We start from the raw sequence: 19,723 nt of genomic DNA, 5'->3' as shown, positions 1-19,723 counted from the left end.
CGTGGCCTCGCCTGCGCGAAATGCACTCCGCAAACGCGCTCAGCGGATCACGCTGCGCAGCTGACGAGCGGCGACCGACAACGTCGCGAGGTCGGGATCGGCGAGCTCATTGATGTCGGTCAGCATCGTGCGCATCCGGGACAACCGCGACGACTGCGACGACTCCCATTCGGCGATCATCTCGCCGGCCGACTCGTCGGGCTCGCCGATCTCCAGGATCTTCAAGGTGATGGCACGCAATGCACCATGCATATCGTCACGAAGCGCCAAGCGCGCCAACGCATGCCAGCGGTCGCCATATTCGAGATCGGAGACCGAGGTCAACAGTTCCTCGATGCCGAAGTGTTCCATCACGCCGAAGTAGACCTCACCGACTTCCACCGGGTCACGGTCGGCGATCTCGGCGGCGTCGATGATGTCGAGCAGACAGAAGCGGTGCAGACCGATGGCGACGTCGTGGGCGAGATCCTGCGCCACCCCGGACGCCTGATAGCGCTGCACCCGTCGGTCGACGTCGAGTGCCGAGCTCGACCCCATCCAACTGTCCAGCAACGCCGACAACTCGATGACCCGGTCTCGGTAGCGGGTGATCTCGGCGGCCATCGCCAGCGGCTGCGGCCGGAAGGCGAGCAACCAGCGCGACGCCCGGAACAGCAGGCGCCGCGCGTAGAGCGTCATCTCGTCGATCATGGTGACCGGCGCGGCGGCGTGCAGCACCCGATCGAACAGCTCGTCGAGTCCGAACACCGCACTGGCCACGACGTAGGCACGCACCCCTTCCTCGGTGGACGCGCCGGCACCCTCCCGAAGGCGGAACAGGTGAGTGGTGCCCGCCTTGTCCACGACGTCGTTGACCAGCGTCGTCGTCACGATCTCGCGCCGCAGGCGATGGGAGCGGATGCCACCGCTGAATCCGGTACGCAACGGCACCGGGAAGTATCGGGCCAGCCGCTGGTCGAACACGTCGTTGTCGGGCAGGTCGGTGTCGAGCAGATCCGCCTTGGTGGCCAGCTTGACATGCGCCATCAGCGTGGCGAGCTCGGGCGAGGTCAACCCGCGCCGGGTCTCACCGGCGAACCGTTTACGCAGCTCCCCCGGTTCGGGTAGCGCCTCCAGGTGCAGATCGACGTCGTGCGTGTCGGCGAGGTCGGCCAGTTGGCGGACGTGGACGTCCACGCGTTCCTGCGCGAAGGTGCGGCAGAAGCCGAGTTCGGAATTCTGCGAGATGTTGTCGGCGAGAACCAGATCGGCGACCTCGCCGGTCATCGAGTCGAGCAGCTCGTTGCGGTGTCCGGCGTCGAGGTCGCCCGACGACACCGCGGTGTCGAGCAGGATCTTGATGTTCACCTCGTGGTCGGAGCAGTCGACACCGGCGGAGTTGTCCATCGCGTCGGTGTTCACCCGGCCGCCGCACAGATCGAACTCGATACGGCCGCGCTCGGTGGCCCCGAGGTTGCCGCCCTCCCCGATCACCTTGACCCGCAGCTCGTCGCCGTTCACCCGGATGGAATCGTTCGCCTTGTCCCCGACCTCGGCGTCCGACTCCGTCGACGCCTTGATGTAGGTGCCGATCCCGCCGTTCCACAACAGGTCGACCGGTGCGAGCAGCACCGTGCGGATGAGTTCGGGCGGCGACAATTCGGTGATGTCGCCGTCGAGTCCCAGCGCCTCGCGCATCTCGCCGCTGACCGGAATGGATTTCTGGTGCCGCGACCATACTCCGCCTCCCGGACTGATGAGTTCAGGGTCGTAGTCGTCCCACGAGGAGCGCGGTAGGTCGAACAGTCGTGCCCGCTCCCCGAACGACACGGCCGCGTCGGGCGTGGGGTCGACGAACACATGCCGGTGGTCGAACGCGGCGACGAGCCGGATGTGTTCGGACAGCAACATCCCGTTGCCGAAGACATCACCGCTCATGTCGCCCACACCGACGACGGTGAATTCCTGCGACTGGGTGTCCACACCCATCTCCCGGAAATGGCGTTTCACCGACTCCCACGCTCCGCGGGCGGTGATCCCCATCTCCTTGTGGTCGTAGCCGGCCGATCCGCCCGATGCGAAGCCGTCGCCGAGCCAGAACCGGTAGTCGGCGGCCACATCATTGGCGATGTCGGAGAACGACGCGGTCCCCTTGTCGGCGGCCACCACCAGGTATGGATCGTCGCCGTCACGGCGCACCACCGATCGGGCGGGCAGAACCGTCCCGCTCTGTCGGTCGATGTTGTCGGTGACGTCGAGCAACCCGGCAATGAACGCGCGATAGCACGCGATGCCCTCGGCGCGGAACGCATCCCGGTCGGCCGTGGGGTTGTCGGTCGCCGCCGGAGGACGTTTCACCACGAAACCGCCCTTGGCGCCGACCGGCACGATCACGGCGTTCTTCACCGCCTGCGCCTTGACCAGACCGAGGATCTCGGTGCGGAAGTCCTCGCGGCGATCCGACCAACGCAGCCCGCCACGCGCCACCATGCCGAATCGTAGGTGCACACCTTCCACGCGCGGTGAGTAGACGAAGATTTCGTGCATGGGCCGTGGTTGCGGGGCCTGGGGAATGTCACGTGGCCGCAGTTTGAACGACATCACCGGCTGATGTCCGCCGTCGTCACCGGAGACGTAGAAGTTGGTACGTGAGGTCGCCGTCACCACGGCCGCGAACGCCGACAGAATCCGGTCGGCGTCGAGGCTGATCACGGATCCGACCTCACGACGCAACGTGGCGAGGGCATCCTCGCGGCGATCGTCGTTGGCCGAATCCGGGTCGAAGGATGCGGCGAACAGCTCGACGAGCCCGCGTGCGACCGCCGGGTGGTCACCGAGAACCGCGGCGACATGCGTGGTGGTGTAGGAGAACCCGCACTGCCGGAGATAGCGGCCGTATGCCCGCAGCATCGCCGCCGAGCGCCAGTCCAGACCGCATCGGATGACCAACTCGTTGATCGCGTCGACCTCGGCGTTGCGGCGCCAGAGCTGCTCGAAGGCGTCGGTGAACCGACTCTGCAGGTCCGCCAGCGAACCCATGTCGATGGTCATGCCCTCGGTGAGGCGCACCCCGAACTCGTACGCCCAGCACGAGGATCCGTCGCCGCGGATCAGGTGATACGGATGCTCGTCGAGGACGTCGAGGCCCAGGCTGTGCAGGACCGGGAGGACATCGGTGAGGGTGGCGGTCTCATCGCACAGGTACAGCGTGAAGGTCCACCGTTTGGTCCGCAGATCCCGACCGTCGGCCGCCCCGCCCGCCAACGTCAACTCTGCCGGGTCGACGTCGACGTCGGCGTCGAGGTCGTCGAGGACCCGCCCCAAGGTCACGGTGACATCACCCGGCGCCAACTGCGTCACGTGAACGAGGTCGGCCAGGGCCTCGCGCGGATTCCGCTGTTCCTTGTAGTCGTCGGTGAGCGACGGCAACATGCGCAACACCGCATCGACACCGCCGATCGGCCACGACGCCTCATTCGACTCTGCGGCGTTGCGCCCGAGTTCGCGTACCCGTTCGTCCCAGCTCCGGATGATGTCGGCCAGGCGTGCCTGCATGCGCAGGTGCTGCTCGCTGCCGGTGTCCACCGAACCGATCGATCGGACGACGTCGGCGTCCACGCGCACGAGTACCTGCAGCAGGGCCAGCGGCATCTCGCTGACCCGGGCGGTGTACTCGATGGCGGTGCCGCCGAGCGCCCGCAGCAGTTCTGCCTGCAAGGTCAGTCGGGTCTGGGTGTTGTAGCGGTCGCGGGGCAGATACACCAGCGCCGACGCCATCCCGCCGCCCGGGTCCGTACGGACGAACAGCCGAAGCGAACGGGTGGCACCGGCGTCGAGCATCTCGTGGATGCGTCGGCTGAGTTCGGCGTCCGTGGACGCGAACATCTCCACGATCGGGTAGTTCTGCAGCAGTTCGAGCATCGCCTGGCCGGCATAGGAATCATCGTCGACCTGAGCGCGGCTGAGCACACCCTGCACCTTGGCCCGCAGCACGGGGACGTCGAGAACCGTCTGATGCAGACCCGAGGACGTGAACGTGCCGACGAAACGATGTTCGCCGACCTGCGCACCGTCGTCGCCAAATGCCGGGATCTGCAACAGGGTGGGGAAATCGGACCGTTGGATGCCGGTCTCGAGGTACACCCGGGAGACGACCGGGAGCAGCGGCGGACGCGTGGCCACCGGGAAGTCGGCGGCGACGGTGTCGGTACGCCAGATACCGAGCCGTGGGCCCACGTCGGTTCCGTCCCTGTGTACCTGCGCATAGCCGAGCGGCAAGAAGTGATTTCCGGCGAACCATTCCAACAGGCGGGCGTACTCCTGACGGTCCCCGGCGAGCAGGCCACCCTGACCGGCGATGGGCGCAGTCGCGCACTCGGCGGCCAACCGGGTGAGGGTGGCCCGCATCGTGGCCGCGTCACGGTCCACATCGGCGACGCGGCCGATCACCTCGACGAGATCGGCGCGGAGGGCCTCGGCATCGAAATCCGGCTGACGCGACAACGCGACGACGAAGATCCACGACTCCACCGCGGTGGGATTGTCGGCGACGAAGTCCGAGAGCACTCCGTCCGATGACCGCACCACCGGGATCACCGGATGATCGATCCGACTGACCACCAGGTCGTGCGCCTCGACCGTGGCCAGCACGGCCTCCACCAACAACGGCATGTCGTCGTTGACGACGACGATCTCGATTCCGCCGGATTCGGTGCCGGCGACCTCGACCAGTCGTTCGCGGTCGCCTCGCCGTTCGGCGATCTCGAGGTGCCGCCGCACGCGCGCCACATCGTCATCGTCAAAGGTGTCCGGGTCGGGCAACTGCGCGTCGTCGAGCACCGACGACGAACTGAAGTAGCGTGCAATCGCTTGCGGTAGAAGCGATGTCATGTTCGTCACCGGCGCTCACCCCGTCGCTGCAGAGGCAGGAACCCCGGAATCTCCGGGGGTGTCCCTCACCTGCGATCGTAGTGATCAAGACGCCGTCTGGGTCCGCGTTGGACCGCCGCGTGTCCGCCGGGACGGACACGCGGCCACAGCGGTCAGTCGCGGGTCAGGCGACGGTGGGTGACCCGGTGCGGGCGGGCGGCGTCGGCACCGAGACGTTCGATCTTGTTGGCCTCGTAGGCCTCGAAGTTGCCCTCGAACCAGAACCACTGGCCTTCCTCGACGTTGCCCTCCCACGCCAGGATGTGGGTACAGGTGCGGTCCAGGAACCACCGGTCGTGGCTGATGACCACGGCGCATCCGGGGAACTGTTCGAGTGCGTTCTCCAGCGAGCCGAGGGTTTCCACGTCGAGGTCGTTGGTGGGCTCGTCGAGCAGGATCAGGTTGCCGCCCTCTTTGAGGGTCAGTGCCAGGTTCAGGCGGTTGCGCTCACCACCGGAGAGCACCTCCGAACGCTTCTGCTGGTCGGGCCCCTTGAAGCCGAACGCACTCACGTACGCGCGTGAGGGCATCTCGTTCTGGCCGACCTCGATGAAGTCGTTGCCGTCGGAGACCACCTCCCACACCGTCTTCTTCGGATCGATGTTGGCGCGACCCTGGTCGACGTAACTGAGCTTGACCGTCTCGCCGACCTTGACGTTGCCGGAGTCGGGCTCCTCGAGTCCGACGATGGTCTTGAACAGCGTGGTCTTACCGACACCGTTCGGACCGATCACGCCGACGATGCCGTTGCGCGGCAGGGTGAACGACAGGTCTTTGATCAGTACCCGCCCGTCGAAACCCTTGTCGAGGTGGGAGACCTCCACCACCACGTCGCCCAAGCGCGGCGGGGTAGGGATCTGGATCTCCTCGAAATCGAGCTTGCGGGTCTTCTCCGCCTCGGCGGCCATCTCCTCGTAGCGGGCCAGACGCGCCTTGTTCTTGGTCTGGCGGGCCTTCGCGCCCGACCGCACCCAAGCCAACTCCTCCTTGAGTCGGCGCTGCAGCTTCTGATCCTTCTTGCCCTGCACCTCGAGGCGCTCGGCCTTCTTCTCGAGGTAGGTGGAGTAGTTGCCCTCATACGGGTGCAACTTGCCGCGGTCGACCTCACAGATCCAGCCGGCGACATGGTCGAGGAAGTACCGGTCGTGGGTGACGGCGAGAACGGCGCCGGGGTAGGACGCGAGGAACTGCTCGAGCCACAGCACACTCTCGGCGTCGAGATGGTTGGTCGGCTCATCGAGGAGCAGCAGGTCAGGCTTCTGCAGCAGCAACTTGCACAGCGCCACGCGGCGTCGCTCGCCGCCGGACAGGTGGGTGACCGGCGAGTCACCGGGCGGGCAACGAAGGGCGTCCATCGCCTGCTCGAGCTGCGAATCGAGGTCCCAGGCGTCGTTGTTGTCAAGGTCCTCCTGGAGCTTGCCCATCTCTTCCATGAGCTCGTCGGAGTAGTCAGTGGCGAGCTTCTCCGCGATCTCGTTGAAGCGGTCGAGCTTGACCTTGATCTCGCCCATCCCCTCCTCGACGTTCTCCTTGACCGTCTTGTCCTCGTTGAGGGGCGGCTCCTGCAGCAGGATGCCGACGGTCGCGTCGGGATCGAGGAAGGCCTCGCCGTTCGACGGCTGATCGAGCCCAGCCATGATCTTGAGGATCGACGACTTACCCGCACCGTTGGGGCCGACGACACCGATCTTGGCGCCCGGGTAGAAGGACATGGTGACGTCGTCGAGGATGACCTTGTCGCCGTGCGCCTTGCGCACCTTCTTCATGGTGTAGATGAACTCAGCCACTTACAGCGTCTCCTTCAGACCTAGATATCGGTCCCGCAACCGGTCACGGTGAGAACTCTCCGGGGTCGATCCGGCCGTGTCGGCGGGATGGCACAACTTGTCCCCAGCCTAGTGGGCCGACGACCCCCGGTCGCGGACACCCCGCGACGCATGGGGCGCGAGGCGTCCGCGGTGTCACAGGTCAGGCCGCTCTGCGTGTCTCCGCGTCGGGTATCGCACCGTCGGCGGTCGTCGCGACCGGCCGTGGTGCGGTGTCGGCGGTGGTCGGCTCCTGCCCCGGAGCGCCGTGGAAACTCACCACACACCTGCTCAGGTCCAACCCGACGGCGGTGGCGGTCATTTCCAGGTCGGCGCGCCGCTCGCCGTCCGCGGTGACGTACTCGTTGGTCTTGATTTGACCGTGCGCGATCACCGGGCGCCCCTTGGCCACCGCCTGCGACACACCGGTCAGCAGTCGCCGCCAGCAGCTCACCGTGAGATACAGCGTCGGCCCGTCGATCCATTCCTGGGTGCGTTTGTCGATCCGGCGGGAGTTGCAGGCGACGCGAAACGAGATCACCGCCTCCCCTGTCGTGGTCTGTCGATGACGTGGATCGGACACCACGGTCCCGATGACAGTCGTGTAGGTCTCGTACATGCTCTCGACTCCTCCGTTCGGTGCTCGCCACGTCTTCGCGTGACTGCAGTCAGCATCTCTCCAGAGGTGGCCCCGCAACGGGCCGCGACAACATCTGTGGACAACTACTCGGGTGTCCCGACAGCTCACTTGCGCTTGTTGAGTTCCGAGAGCATCTCGTTGTAGCTGTTGAGGTCGGCGTCATGGTCGCGCACCGCCCGACGGTCGTAGCGCCGGGCCTGCCGCTCATCCTGGCGCCGCCATTGCACCAGCAGCGCGAGCATGATCACCACCAGCGGGATCTCACCAGTGGCCCAGGCGATCCCCCCGCCCACACGCTGGTCGTCGAACAGCTCATAGTCCCAAGGCAGATTGAGCCCGCGGTAGTAGCTCTCGGCGATCACGGCACTGGTCATCATCAGCGCCACGCCGAAGAAGGCGTGGAACGGCAACGAACCCATCACGATGCCGAGTTTGGCCACCGGCGTCACCTGCCGTGGCGCAGGGTCGATACCGATGACGAGCCAGTAGAACAGGTAGCCGCTGACCACGAAGTGCACGTTCATGAGCAGATGCGCCGCGTGGTAGGGAACGATCGTCTCGAACAGGCCGCTGAGGTACAGCAGGTAGAAGCTGCCGACAAAGATGACCGCGGCGATCGCCGGGTGGGTCAGGAACCGCGACGGCGCACTGTGGATGGCCGACTGTATCCATTCCCGCGGGCCCGGCGGATTACCTCGGCCGGCGGGCGGCAGGGCACGTAGCGCCAGGGTCACCGGACCACCGAGCACCAACAGCACCGGGATCATCATCGACATCGACATGTGCGCGATCATGTGCACGCTGAACATCGCAGGCGAGTACCGACCGAGGCCCGACGAGGTGGTGAACAGCAGCAGCGCGCAGCCCAGTATCCAGGCGACGGTGCGGCCCACCGGCCAGTGGTCACCGCGTCGTCGCAAACGCACCACGCCCCGCAGGTACACCACCGCCAGGACGATCGCCAGGGTGCCGAACAGCAGGTCGAATCGCCAGTCGAACGCGATGCGCGCAAGCGTCGGCGGCCCGTCGATGCGGTAGCCGATCTGGTTCTCCACCGCGCTGATGTCGGCGATCTCCCCGGCCGGGGGCGGAGTGCGCGACAACCCCACCGCCAGTCCGAAAGTGATCGCGAAGACCATGACCTCGACGAGCCCGAACCGGACGAACAGAGATCGCTCGGCAGGCTCCTCGGCCAGTCGGGCAATCGTCGCCCGCCGGTGCCACGCGCCGAGTACCCCCAGGACCACCAACGCAGACACCTTGGCCAGCACCAGCGCGCCGTAGACGTCGGTGAACAGATCCGCAGGTGACATCCGCACCAGTGCGTTGATCACGCCGCTGACTCCGACGACGAGGATCGCCCAGAAAGCGACGCGAGAGAACCGCGCGACCGCCAGCACACGCCACCGGCCACCGGCGAAGGCGTAGAGCAGCACGGCGAAGAGTCCGCCCATCCACACCGTCGCGCCGACGATGTGCAGGATCAGGCTGTTGGTGGCGAGGTCGTGATTGCCGCCGGTCGAGGAATGGCCTGCCAGCGCGATCGGCATCAGGCTCATCACTGCGATGCCGAGTACCGCGACGGTCCAGCCCCACCGCAGCACGACGCGGGCGGTCGCGGCGGCGACCAGGGCGAAGACAGCCGTCCACAGCCAGGTACGCGCGTCGGCGACCTGCGAGTACGCGGTGATGAGGTTGGCCGGCCGCATCGTCTCCGAAAGGGGCTGCCCGCTCACGTTGGAGATGGAGAGCGGGATCATCAGCACCGCACAGATGGCCCACGCCAGCGACGCGGACGCGGCGATCCGGATGGCCCGGTACCCGCCGACGTCGAGCACCCCATCGGCCTGGGGTGGCACGAAGAACGCGGCGAACAGCGCGGACCCGACCGCGACCGCGGCCGCTACCTCCCCGACCGCGGTGACCGCCGCAACGCCGTAGGTGGTGATCCACCCAGGATCGGGGACCCCGGCCAGTTCGACCGCCGATGCCGCCGACAGCGCCGTCACCACGATCGCCACGAGACCGGCCAACCATCCCGACGCCCAGGCGAGCCCCGCGACGATGCCGCGCTGCTCACGCATCGAGTCCCGGCCGGACGTGGCCGGAACTGTCGGCGTTGCGCTGGTCATGAGACAACTGTAGGACGGGCTATACTCGCCCACGCTGCCGCCTCAGGGCGGCATCAGCCTCCGTAGCTCAGGTGGATAGAGCAAGGGCCTTCTAATCCCTAGGTCGCAGGTTCGAATCCTGCCGGGGGCACTGTGACATTCCTGCCGACCTCCGGTCGGTGTGCGCCCACTGCGTGGTTGAATGAGATTCACGCGGGCGCACCGTGACATTCCTGCCGACCTCCGGTCGGTGTGGACATCTGCGCTTCCGGGACCAAGGTCCCGTTGTCCCGCGGAAACCGCGCGCGGCCACCGCCCGACTCGTAACATCCCTCACATGGACTACATGTGGGTGATGCCGGCCGTGGCGTTCGTCTCGTGCGTGATCATCGGGATCGGGTTCGTGATCGGGATACCGGGCAGCAAGGACTGACCGACCGTCCTCGGTGGAGCACGCCCGCATCAGGTGGTGACCGTCCCCCGCCACCGGCCGATCAGCGCCATCGAGTGGTAGATGGCCAGCGCGGCGCCGGCCCCCAGGGCGATGCCGCCGAAGTTCAGGTCACCGATCTCCCAGGTGAAGTCGGCGATGCCGATCACCAGTGGGATGGCCGCGGTGAACTGGTTGATCGGCCGTCCGAAGTCCACTCGGTTGGTGACCCAGATATGCACGCCCAGGATGCCGACCAGGCCATAGAGCGCGGTCGTCACGCCACCGAGCACACCCGGCGGGACCGCGGCGATCACCGCGCCGACCTTGGGCGACAGTCCCAGCAGGATCGCGGCCGCGCCGGCCACCCAGTAGGCGGCGGTCGAATACACCTTGGTGGCCGCCATGACCCCGATGTTCTCGGCGTAGGTGGTGGTCGCCGACCCGCCGCCGCTACCGGCCAGCACGGTGGCCAGGCCGTCGGCGGCCAACGCCCGCCCGATCCTGCGGTCATAGTTGATGCCGGTCATCGTCGACACCGACTTCACGTGGCCGATGTTCTCCACCACCAGCACCAGCACCACCGGCAGGAACATCGGGATCACCGACAGGTGGAAACTCGGCGCCTGGAACTCCGGCAGGCCGACCCACGCCGCGTCACTGATCCCGGTGGTGTCGACCTTGTCGAAGATCAGCGAGATCACATAGCCGAGGATGACGCTCAGAAAGATGGCCAGTCGGCCCAGCATGCCTCGGAACAGCACCACCGACGCGACCAGTAACACCAGGACCACGGTGGCGATGACCGGATCCTGCTCGTAGTTGGCCTTCGCGGTGGGTGCGAGGTTCAGCCCGATGAGGGCGACGATCGTGCCGGTCACCACCGGCGGCATCAGCACCTCGATCCAGCCGATGCCCGCGAAATGCGCGATCGCGCCGATCATCAGCAGTAGCGCGCCCACCACCACGATGCCGCCGAGCGCGGCGGATTGCCCGTTGGACGCGGTTGCCGCGAGCACCGGCGCGATGATGGCGAAACTCGACCCGAGGTAACTCGGCAGCCTGTTGCGGGTGATGAGCAGGAACAGCAACGTGCCGATCCCGGAGAACAACAGCGTCGTCGACGGTGGGAAGCCGGTGAGTACCGGCACCAGGAACGTCGCGCCGAACATTGCGACCACGTGCTGCAGGCCGATTCCCACGGTCTTCGACCAGCCAAGCCGTTCGTCCGGGGCGATCACCCCACCGCCCTCGACCCGCCGCCAGGACAGGAAACCCCTCGGTCGCGTGTGCGGTGTCGCCATGGGACTCAGTGTGGCGCATGGTAGGTCGGCCTGCCGCCCAACGCGCGAGGTGACCACGTGCCCGATCCCCGACTGTCCAGTCGTAGGAGAACGTGTCGCCGCACGTCATCTCCGACGCGGTTGCGATCGCAGTCCTGATGACCGCGGCCGCCGCACTCGTCGGCGCGCGCTGGTCCTCGAGGTGATCAGGGTGGCGGCGATCGCCTGGCTCGGCGTGGCGGCGCTGACCTGAGGCCCGACCCAACTAGTGGCGAGTCCGCGCACAGCGTTCTCCCAGTTCCGCGGAAGCCGGCCCGAAGGATGCCCGCCTAGGTTTTCTTCGGGCCGGCAAGTGCCGTCGGCGGAGTACCACGGGAGGGCCGCACTCAAGATGACCGCGCGCGACGCATTTCGCCGATTCTCGCCCGCGTTGGCCTCCGAGGGCCCCCGGTTCGCCCTCGCCGCCGCGCTGCTGCTGATCGCAACAGGTTGCGAAATCGTCGGCATCTTCGTGTTGTCGGATGTGATCGACGGTGCACTCACCGCGACCAGCCTGACGCAGTTCGGCGCGCTGGCCGTCCTCTGGTTACTGGTGACTGCCGTGGCCACCGCGGCCGACTATTACGGCCAGGTGGCTGCGATCGGGATCTCCGAGCGCGTGGTGTTACGCCTGCGCGACAACCTGTTCGCCCACATCCAACGCCTCAATCCCGTCGTCCACCGCCGGTTCGGTGTCGGGGACCTCGTCACGCGGCACACCGGGGATCTGGAGGCCGTCGAGTATCTGGTGGGTTCCGGACTGATGCAGTTCGTCATCGCCGCGGTGAACACCGCCGGCCTGGTCGTCGCCGCATTCATCATGAGTTGGCAGGTCGCGTTGGTGGCGCTGGCCGCGGTGCCCGTCCTGTGGGCACTGTCGGCGCTCTACTCGCGTCGCCAGACGCTGGTCACCCGCGACGAACGCATCGCCAATGCCGACATCGCGCTGGCCGTCTCGACCGCGATCACCGGCCACGAGACGGCCGTCGCCTACAACCAACAGGACCGCGAGCATGCCCGTCTGCACCGTCACGGTGTCACCTGGCTCGGCACCCGCTTGACCCAGACCCGGATCGAAGCCGGATTCGGTGCGGTGATGGGCTTCGGACAGGTGGTGGTGACGCTGGCCATCGCCGTCGCCGGGGTGTGGCAGGTCCGCCAAGGTGCGCTCAGCGTGGGAGCGCTACTGGCCTTGACCGGCTACCTCGGCATGCTCTATCCCAAGATGCAGGAACTCGCCGAGGTCCGGCTCGCGCTCGCGTCGGCGACGGTGAGCGCCGAACGCATCTGCGAACTGCTCGATCTGGAACCGACCGACGCAGACCAGCCCGACGCGGTCGCCCATCGGGGAGCCGATCACCGGATCTCCATGCGCGCGGTGACTCTGCGGCGTGCGGGTGTGACGGTCCTCGATCGGGTGTCGCTGGATCTGAACCCCGGAGCTATCACCGCGCTGGTCGGGGCCAGTGGCGCCGGGAAATCCACCCTCGCGTCGCTGCTCTGCCGGTTCGAGCGACCCGATGAGGGCACCATCACCCTGGGAGACCGGTCGCTGTCGGAGCTCACCGGCCGCTCGATTCGCGAACACATCACCCTGCTCCCCCAGCAACCCGTCATCAAGACCGGCACGGTCGCCGACAACATCGCCTACGGATGCCCGGACGCCGACCGCGCATCGATCATCGCCGCCGCGATCGCGGCCGACGCCGACTCGTTCATCAGCGCCTTGCCCGCCGGGTACGACTCCCCACTCGCCGAGGACGGATTGACCCTCTCCGGCGGACAACGTCAACGCATCGCGATGGCGCGCGCCTTCCTGCGCAACACACCGATCCTCATCCTCGACGAACCGACATCCGGCCTCGATGATGCAACGACCCAACGCATCCTCGAGCCGCTGCAGCGGTTGGCTGCCGGTCGGTCCACCCTCCTCATCACCCACGACGGCCGCGTCACCGAGATCGCCGACGAGGTGCTGGAACTGCACGAAGGCAGAATTCGGCCACATATGAACTTTGTTGCATAGTGCGTAGGTGCAGTGCTAGGTTCACATCGTGGCGCTCGAGCATGCGATCCTGGTGTCGCTGGCCGAACGGCCCGGAACGGGCTACGAGATCGGCCAGCAGTTCGACCGATCCATCGGCTACTTCTGGTCGGCTACCCATCAGCAGATCTACCGCACCCTGAAGAAACTGCACGCTGACGGCCTGGTGAGTTTCGAGTCGATTCCCCAGGACGGTCGACCCGACAAGAAGGTCTACACCGTCTCCGACTCGGGCCGGAAAGTGCTGGCGGAATGGGCGATGAGTCCGACGCCGCTGCAGCCGCTGCGCAACGACCTCGGAGTCAAGTTGCGCGCCGCCGAATTCGGCGATCTGGCCACCATCATCGGCGAGCTCAAGGCGCATCGCGACGAACATCTCGCCCAACTGACCCTGTTCAACGGCTTCGAGGCCGCGTACTACCCCGCTCCCGACACCCTGACCGGCCGCAAACTCCATCAGTACCTGGTGCTGCGCGGCGGAATTCGATCCGAGCAGGGCTTCGTCGACTGGTGCGACGAGGTCATCGACGCCCTCGAACGCGAACTGTCCACCTGACCCACGATCACCTTCCCGCAACGACCCCGACACGAGAGGCAACGCCATGTCAGCCCACACGGCCGAGCGAAATCAACAGTTCCCCAACCTGTTCGAACCATTGCAGATCGGCGGGATGACCATCCCGAACCGCCTCATCATGGGTTCGATGCACACCGGTCTCGAGGATCGGGTGTGGGACATCGACAAACTCGCCGCGTATTTCGCCGAGCGCGCCAAGGGCGGTGCTGGGCTCATCATCACCGGCGGATTCGCCACCAGCCGTACCGGTGTGCTGTCCATCGCGGGCGGCAAGATGACCAACGTCCTGGAGGTCAAGCGACATCAGCGGGTCACCAAGGCCGTGCACGACGAGGGCGGCAAGATCGCAATGCAGCTCATCCACGCCGGTCGCTACGGCTACAACCCGTTCAAGGTCGCCGCCGGCTCCGAGCCGTCACCGATCCATCCGTTCAAACACCTCAAGATGAACGAGCCGATCATCCGGCACGTCATCCGCAGCTTCGGACGGTCGGCGAAGCTGGCCCGGCAGGCGGGCTACGACGCGGTCGAGATCATGGGCGGCGAAGGCTACCTGATCAATCAGTTCCTCTGCCCGCACACCAACGATCGAACCGACAAGTGGGGTGGCTCAACGGAGAACCGGCAGCGGTTCCTCGTCGAGGTCATCAAGGAGATGCGCCGCCAGGTGCCGCGTGATTTCCCGATCATCCTGCGCCAGTCCATCGCCGACCTCATCCGCAACGGCCAGACGTGGGACGAAATCGCGCTCATGGCCCGTAAGGCCGAGGAGCACGGGGTGGATGCCATCAACACCGACATCGGCTGGCACGAGGCGCAAGTGCCCACCATCGTCACCTCGGTGCCCCGCGGCGCATTCGTGAAATTCACCGAGCGTCTGCGCGACCAGGTGTCCATCCCGCTGATCGCCGCCAACCGCATCAACACCGCCGAACTCGCCGAGGAGATCCTCGAACGTGGGCGCGTCGACGCCGTACAGATGGCCCGACCGTTCCTCGCCGATCCCGAGATCGCCAACAAGGCCCGTGAGGGTCGGGCCGACGAGATCAACACCTGCATCGGCTGCAACCAGGCCTGCCTCGACCACGCCTTCGTCGGCAAGCACGTCTCCTGCCTGGTCAATCCGCAGGCGGGCCGCGAGACGACGCTGCTACTCGGACCGACGCGCCGCGCCAAGCGGGTCGCGGTCATCGGCGCCGGACCGGCAGGGTTGTCGGCCGCGGTCGCATCGGCCAAACGCGGCCACAAGGTGGACCTTTACGAGGGTGGCTCCAGCATCGGTGGGCAGTTCTCCATTGCCTCCCGCATCCCAGGCAAGGAAGAGTTCAGTGAGACGATCCGCTACTACACCCGTCAGCTGGAGATCAACGGTGTGAACGTGGTGCTGAACAAGCGCGTCACCGCCGACGAGATCATCGAGGGCGGATACGACGACGTCATCGTGGCAACCGGTGTCACCCCGCGCATTCCGAGCATCCCGGGCGTGGACCACCCGATGGTGATGTCGTATGCCGACGCCGTCCTCGGCCGTCGCGAGATCGGCAAGCGTGTCGCGGTGATCGGTGCCGGCGGAATCGGCTTCGACGTCAGCGAGTTCCTCGTCACCGACGAATCCCCATCGTTGAACCTGAAGGAGTGGGAGCAGGAATGGGGCGTCACCGAGGACGGCGACAAGCCCGGGTTCGTCACCAAACCCCGTCCGCTGCCGGCGATCCGTCAGGTCTACCTGGTGCAGCGCAAGCCCGGTAAGCAGGGTAACACACTGGGCAAGACCAGCGGCTGGGTGCACCGCGCGACGGTGAAGATGAAGGGCGTGGAACAGATCTCGGGCGCCACCTACGACAAGATCGACGACCAGGGGCTGCACCTGAGCTTCCACGACGACGAGGGCAAGGTCACCGAGACCCGCATCCTCGAAGTCGACAACGTGGTCGTGTGTGCCGGTCAGGAATCGGTGCGCGAACTCGTCGATCCGCTGACCGTCGCCGGGGTTACCACGCACGTCATCGGTGGCGCCGACCTGGCCGCCGAGCTCGACGCCAAGCGGGCCATCCGGCAGGGCACCGAGGTGGCCGCCGGCATCGCCTGACCAAGGCGGAGGGGGTCTCGATGTCGGCGAGCGCAGCGGGTGTATCCCCGCCGATCGAGTAACCGCGCGAGCGCAGCGGGTGTATCCACCGCCGATCGAGTAACCGCGCGAGCGCAGCGAGCCGGTGTATCGAGATCCCCCCGACCGCCCGACTAGGATCTTCAGACATGGGTGTCCCGTCGCCGACCGAGTCCGCCCGCGCCGTTGTCACCGGCGCCTCATCCGGCATCGGGATGGCACTGGCGCGGGCACTGGCCTCGCGCGGGCATTCGCTCGTCTTGGTCGCTCGTCGCGGTGACATCCTCGAGGGCCTCGCCGCCGAGCTCCGTGACAGCCACGACATCGCGGTCGAAGTGCGCCCGGTCGACCTCTCGGATTCACCTGCGGTCGAGGTGCTCTGTGCCGAACTCGCCGGACGCGAGATCTCCATCCTGTGCAACAACGCCGGGATCGCCACCTTCGGACCGGTCAGTGACCTCGACCCGGAGTACGAACGCGCGCAGGTCCGGCTGAACGTCAACGCCGTCCACGATCTGACCTTGGCCGTACTCCCGCACATGGTGCACCGTGGCTCCGGCGGAATCCTCATGGTGGGCTCGGCCGCGGGGAACATGCCGATCCCCAACAACGCCACGTATGCGGCCACGAAGGCGTTCGTGAACACCTTCAGCGAGTCGCTGCGCGGCGAGGTGTCCGCTCAAGGCGTCCACGTCACCCTGCTCGCGCCGGGGCCGGTGCGCACAGCGACGCCGGCACCCGAAAACCAGTCCATCGTGGACAAGATGGTCCCCGACTTCCTGTGGCACTCCAGTGACAAGGTCGCCGAGATGAGCCTGGATGCGCTGGAACACAACAAGATGCGGGTGGTTCCGGGCACTCTGTCGAAAGCGATGTCGGTCGCCGGTGGATACAGCCCACGCGCAGTGGTCGCGCCGATCGTCGGCACGTTCTATCGGAAACTCGGCGACGACGGCTGAGTCATCCACGGTCTGTTGTGGGGTTTGACCTGCGTCGACGAAAGTTGTCGGTGGGTGCGGTTAGTTTGGTGTCATGAATTCGAGCGCGCCGGCGTTGGCCCAGATGGCCGATGATGAGCAGCACTGCGCCACCGAGTTGGTCGAGGTGCTCCATCATTGCAATGCGGTGCGCGCGGCCGCCGATTATCGGATGTTGCAGGCGGTCAGCCTGATTCACGAGGAACGTGAACAGGACCATCTGGTGCGGTTGGCTGCGGCGTTGGGTGAGCAGTCGACGTCGCTGGCCACTCTGGAACGTCTCGCCAGGCGTGCGGCGGCCGGGGAGGATCCACGCGCCCAGTACGGACCGACCGGGTTGGAGATGGCGATCGCCGAGGTCGGTGCCGCGTTGACGGTGCCACCGGCGCGGGCGCGAGAGTTGATCGAGGCCGGCAGCGTGTTACGTCATCAGTTGCCGTTCACCGGCGCCACCCTTGTCGCCGGCCGTATCGACCTACCGCGGTTTCTGGTGGTGGTACGCCGCACCGTGCTGGTCGATCCCGCAAAGTTCACTGTGCTCGATACCGAGATCGCCGCGGCCATCGAGTCGCGCGAGCCGATGTCGATGACCCGGTTCACCACGATGATCGACAAGATCATCACGAAGATCGATCCGACCGCGGTGCGCCGTCGGCGCGAACAGGTCGACACCGACCGCAACATCAGTGTGCGCCCCGACCGCCACACCCCGGGCCAGTCCCGGATCGGGGGTGTGTTGCCCGCCGAGCAGGCCGCGGCCATCGACGCCCGACTCCACGCGATGGCCGCGGCGGTGCATCCCGACGATCCACGCACCGCCGCCCAACGCCGCGCCGATGCGTTGGTCGCCTTGGCCGCCGGCGCCGACCGCCTGGACTGCCGATGTGAGGTCTGCACCACCGACGCCGACGCCGATGACAGCGCCGCCGGCGAGGGGCTCGACGCTCCCGACGAGACACCCGACAGTGACGCGATCGCAGTCGAGGACGAGGCGACGGCACCCGACCCCGCGGCGGCCGGTGAACCCGAGGTCCGCGACGGGCAGGGCGACACTTCGGCCGCACCGGTCGACGCTGACGCCGCCACGACGGATTGTGCGCCGCGTCCGACGTTTCACATCGTGGTCAATCTGAGCACCCTGCTGGGTCACGATGATGATCCGGCCTTCCTCGACGGGCACGGAGTCATCGATGCCGACACCGCCCGCGCATTGTTGGCCGAGGCCAAACGCTGCTACGTCACACCCGACACCACCAACCTCGCACAAACCGACCGCTACGCGCCGTCGAAAAAACTCGCCGACCTCATCCGGGCCGGCGAGCTGTGTTGCAGCTTTCCCGGCTGCAACAACCGCGCCTATCACGCCGATGTCGACCATTCGGTCCCACACGCCGAGGGTGGCGCCACCGATGCACGAAACCTTAAGCCGCTGTGCCGTTTTCACCACCGCATCAAAACCTTCGCCACCGGGTGGCGCGACTACCAAGACCCACTGGGCACGGTGTTCTTCCAATCACCGACCGGCCACACCTACCTGGGCAACGCGTTCACCGGCCGCGACCTGTTCACCTCGCTCACCCGCAGCACCCGACCACCCGATGACCCCGCCCGACAACGCATCGACACCCTCCGCGAGCAACGCTCGAAATCGGTCAAACGCGCCGACACCCGCGCCATGGAACGCTGGAACACACAGAACCCACCACCGTACTGAGTGGTGCAGGGATCTCGATACGCCCTCGGCTAGCGCCTCGGGCTACTCGATCAGCAGCCGGTGAACCCTCCACCGACACATCGGGCCACTCGATCAGCAGTCCGGTGAACCCTCCACCGACACATCGGGCCACTCGATCAGCAGCCGGTGAACCCTGCGCCGGCACGCCGGGCCACTCGACCAGCAGTCCGGTGAACCCTCCACCGGCACATCGGGCCACTCGATCAGCAGTCCGGTGAACCCCGCACCAGCACGCCGGACCACTCGACCAGCAGTCCGGTGAACCCCGCACCAGCACGCCGGGCCACTCGACCAGCAGTCCGGTGAACCCCGCGCCAGCACGCCGGGCCACTCGATCAGCAGTCGGGTCGATCCTCAGCCGGAACATCGGGCCGGGAATCGTCGGCACCGGTGACGCGATACCGTACGCGCGACGGCGGCTAAGGTTGACCGCGTGCAGGACAAACTGGTGTGGATCGACTGCGAGATGACAGGTCTGCGGGTCGAGTCCGACAAATTGATCGAGATCGCCGCGCTGGTCACCGACAGCGAACTCAATGTGCTCGGCGAAGGCGTGGACATCGTGATCCACGCATCCGACGAGGACCTCGCGGCGATGCCGGATGTGGTCACCAAAATGCATGCGGCCTCCGGGCTCACCGAGGAGGTACGCGCGTCGACCACCACCCTCGCCGAGGCCGAGAAGCAGGTGCTCGACTACATCCGCACCCAGGTGAGCACCGCTGGCGCGGTCCCGCTGGCCGGTAACTCCATCGCCACCGACCGGGGATTCATCGCCCGTGACATGCCTGAACTCGACGCTTACCTCCACTACCGGATGGTCGACGTGAGCTCGATCAAGGAGCTGTGCCGTCGCTGGTACCCCAAGATCTACTTCGGCCAGCCGGAGAAGGGCCTGGCCCATCGCGCACTCGCCGATATCCGTGAGTCGATCCGCGAACTGAAGTACTACCGTGCCGCCGCGTTCGTGGCGGCTCCCGGACCGGAGGCCGACGAGCTCGCGACGATCGTGAAGGACCTCGGACCTGCGTGAACACGCGCGAGGCGGGACCGATTGGAGTTCGGCC

At 66.6% G+C, this 19,723-nt stretch carries 11 protein-coding genes and 1 tRNA gene; 7 read left to right on the top strand and 5 right to left on the bottom strand.

Annotated features, from left to right (window positions below; all coding sequences use genetic code 11):
* Nucleotides 1-39 precede the first annotated feature (39 nt).
* The 4 genes from VX037_RS15830 to VX037_RS15815 all read right to left on the bottom strand — a co-directional run bounded on the left by VX037_RS15830 (nt 40) and on the right by VX037_RS15815 (nt 9,485).
* Nucleotides 40-4,869, bottom strand: a complete 4,830-nt coding sequence (locus VX037_RS15830) for an NAD-glutamate dehydrogenase (RefSeq protein ID WP_328714898.1) — start codon at nt 4,867-4,869, stop codon at nt 40-42.
* A 152-nt stretch (nt 4,870-5,021) separates the two neighbouring features.
* Nucleotides 5,022-6,695, bottom strand: a complete 1,674-nt coding sequence (gene ettA / locus VX037_RS15825; RefSeq protein ID WP_266061255.1) for an energy-dependent translational throttle protein EttA — start codon at nt 6,693-6,695, stop codon at nt 5,022-5,024.
* A 181-nt stretch (nt 6,696-6,876) separates the two neighbouring features.
* The gene (locus tag VX037_RS15820) at nt 6,877-7,332 is read right to left on the bottom strand and encodes a single-stranded DNA-binding protein (RefSeq protein WP_328714897.1); all 456 of its coding nucleotides are present in this window, start codon (nt 7,330-7,332) and stop codon (nt 6,877-6,879) included.
* Between the two features lie 125 nt (nt 7,333-7,457).
* A complete protein-coding gene (locus VX037_RS15815; protein ID WP_328714896.1) occupies nt 7,458-9,485 on the bottom strand; it encodes a cytochrome c oxidase assembly protein in 2,028 nt (675 codons plus the stop codon).
* 56 nt (nt 9,486-9,541) lie between these two features.
* Here VX037_RS15815 and VX037_RS15810 point away from each other — a divergent pair.
* A tRNA-Arg gene (locus tag VX037_RS15810) sits at nt 9,542-9,615 on the top strand.
* 311 nt (nt 9,616-9,926) lie between these two features.
* Here the strand turns inward: VX037_RS15810 and VX037_RS15805 are convergent.
* Complete coding sequence (locus VX037_RS15805; RefSeq protein ID WP_328714895.1) at nt 9,927-11,198, bottom strand: uracil-xanthine permease family protein; 1,272 nt, start codon at nt 11,196-11,198, stop codon at nt 9,927-9,929.
* Nucleotides 11,199-11,568: 370 nt separating this feature from the next.
* Here VX037_RS15805 and VX037_RS15800 point away from each other — a divergent pair, with 370 nt between their 5' ends.
* From VX037_RS15800 to orn, 6 genes are all read left to right on the top strand, one after another.
* Complete coding sequence (locus tag VX037_RS15800) at nt 11,569-13,242, top strand: ABC transporter ATP-binding protein (protein WP_328714893.1); 1,674 nt, start codon at nt 11,569-11,571, stop codon at nt 13,240-13,242.
* A 28-nt stretch (nt 13,243-13,270) separates the two neighbouring features.
* Nucleotides 13,271-13,816: a PadR family transcriptional regulator gene (locus VX037_RS15795; RefSeq protein ID WP_328714891.1), complete on the top strand. Its 546-nt coding sequence runs from the start codon at nt 13,271-13,273 to the stop codon at nt 13,814-13,816.
* A 46-nt stretch (nt 13,817-13,862) separates the two neighbouring features.
* Nucleotides 13,863-15,926: an NADPH-dependent 2,4-dienoyl-CoA reductase gene (locus VX037_RS15790; protein ID WP_328714890.1), complete on the top strand. Its 2,064-nt coding sequence runs from the start codon at nt 13,863-13,865 to the stop codon at nt 15,924-15,926.
* Between the two features lie 167 nt (nt 15,927-16,093).
* A complete protein-coding gene (cmrA, locus tag VX037_RS15785) occupies nt 16,094-16,903 on the top strand; it encodes a mycolate reductase (RefSeq protein ID WP_328714888.1) in 810 nt (269 codons plus the stop codon).
* A 73-nt stretch (nt 16,904-16,976) separates the two neighbouring features.
* Entirely contained in the window at nt 16,977-18,635 is a 1,659-nt protein-coding gene (locus VX037_RS15780) for a DUF222 domain-containing protein (protein ID WP_328714887.1), read from the top strand.
* A 454-nt stretch (nt 18,636-19,089) separates the two neighbouring features.
* Entirely contained in the window at nt 19,090-19,689 is a 600-nt protein-coding gene (gene orn / locus VX037_RS15775) for an oligoribonuclease (protein ID WP_328714886.1), read from the top strand.
* Nucleotides 19,690-19,723: the final 34 nt, after the last annotated feature.

Origin of the sequence: Gordonia sp. Z-3, from assembly GCF_036233855.1 — a bacterium.
Taxonomy (GTDB): domain Bacteria; phylum Actinomycetota; class Actinomycetes; order Mycobacteriales; family Mycobacteriaceae; genus Gordonia; species Gordonia tangerina.
This window is presented reverse-complemented; position numbering and strand designations above follow the sequence as displayed.

Bases quoted from the DNA above. Each gene is read 5' to 3' on its own strand.
- VX037_RS15820 (WP_328714897.1), bottom strand. From the start codon at position 7,332: ATGTACGAGACCTACACGACTGTCATCGGGACCGTGGTGTCCGATCCA.
- cmrA (WP_328714888.1), top strand. From the start codon at position 16,094: ATGGGTGTCCCGTCGCCGACCGAGTCCGCCCGCGCCGTTGTCACCGGC.
- VX037_RS15830 (WP_328714898.1), bottom strand. From the start codon at position 4,869: ATGACATCGCTTCTACCGCAAGCGATTGCACGCTACTTCAGTTCGTCG.
- VX037_RS15815 (WP_328714896.1), bottom strand. From the start codon at position 9,485: ATGACCAGCGCAACGCCGACAGTTCCGGCCACGTCCGGCCGGGACTCG.
- VX037_RS15805 (WP_328714895.1), bottom strand. From the start codon at position 11,198: ATGGCGACACCGCACACGCGACCGAGGGGTTTCCTGTCCTGGCGGCGG.
- VX037_RS15800 (WP_328714893.1), top strand. From the start codon at position 11,569: ATGACCGCGCGCGACGCATTTCGCCGATTCTCGCCCGCGTTGGCCTCC.
- VX037_RS15790 (WP_328714890.1), top strand. From the start codon at position 13,863: ATGTCAGCCCACACGGCCGAGCGAAATCAACAGTTCCCCAACCTGTTC.
- VX037_RS15780 (WP_328714887.1), top strand. From the start codon at position 16,977: ATGAATTCGAGCGCGCCGGCGTTGGCCCAGATGGCCGATGATGAGCAG.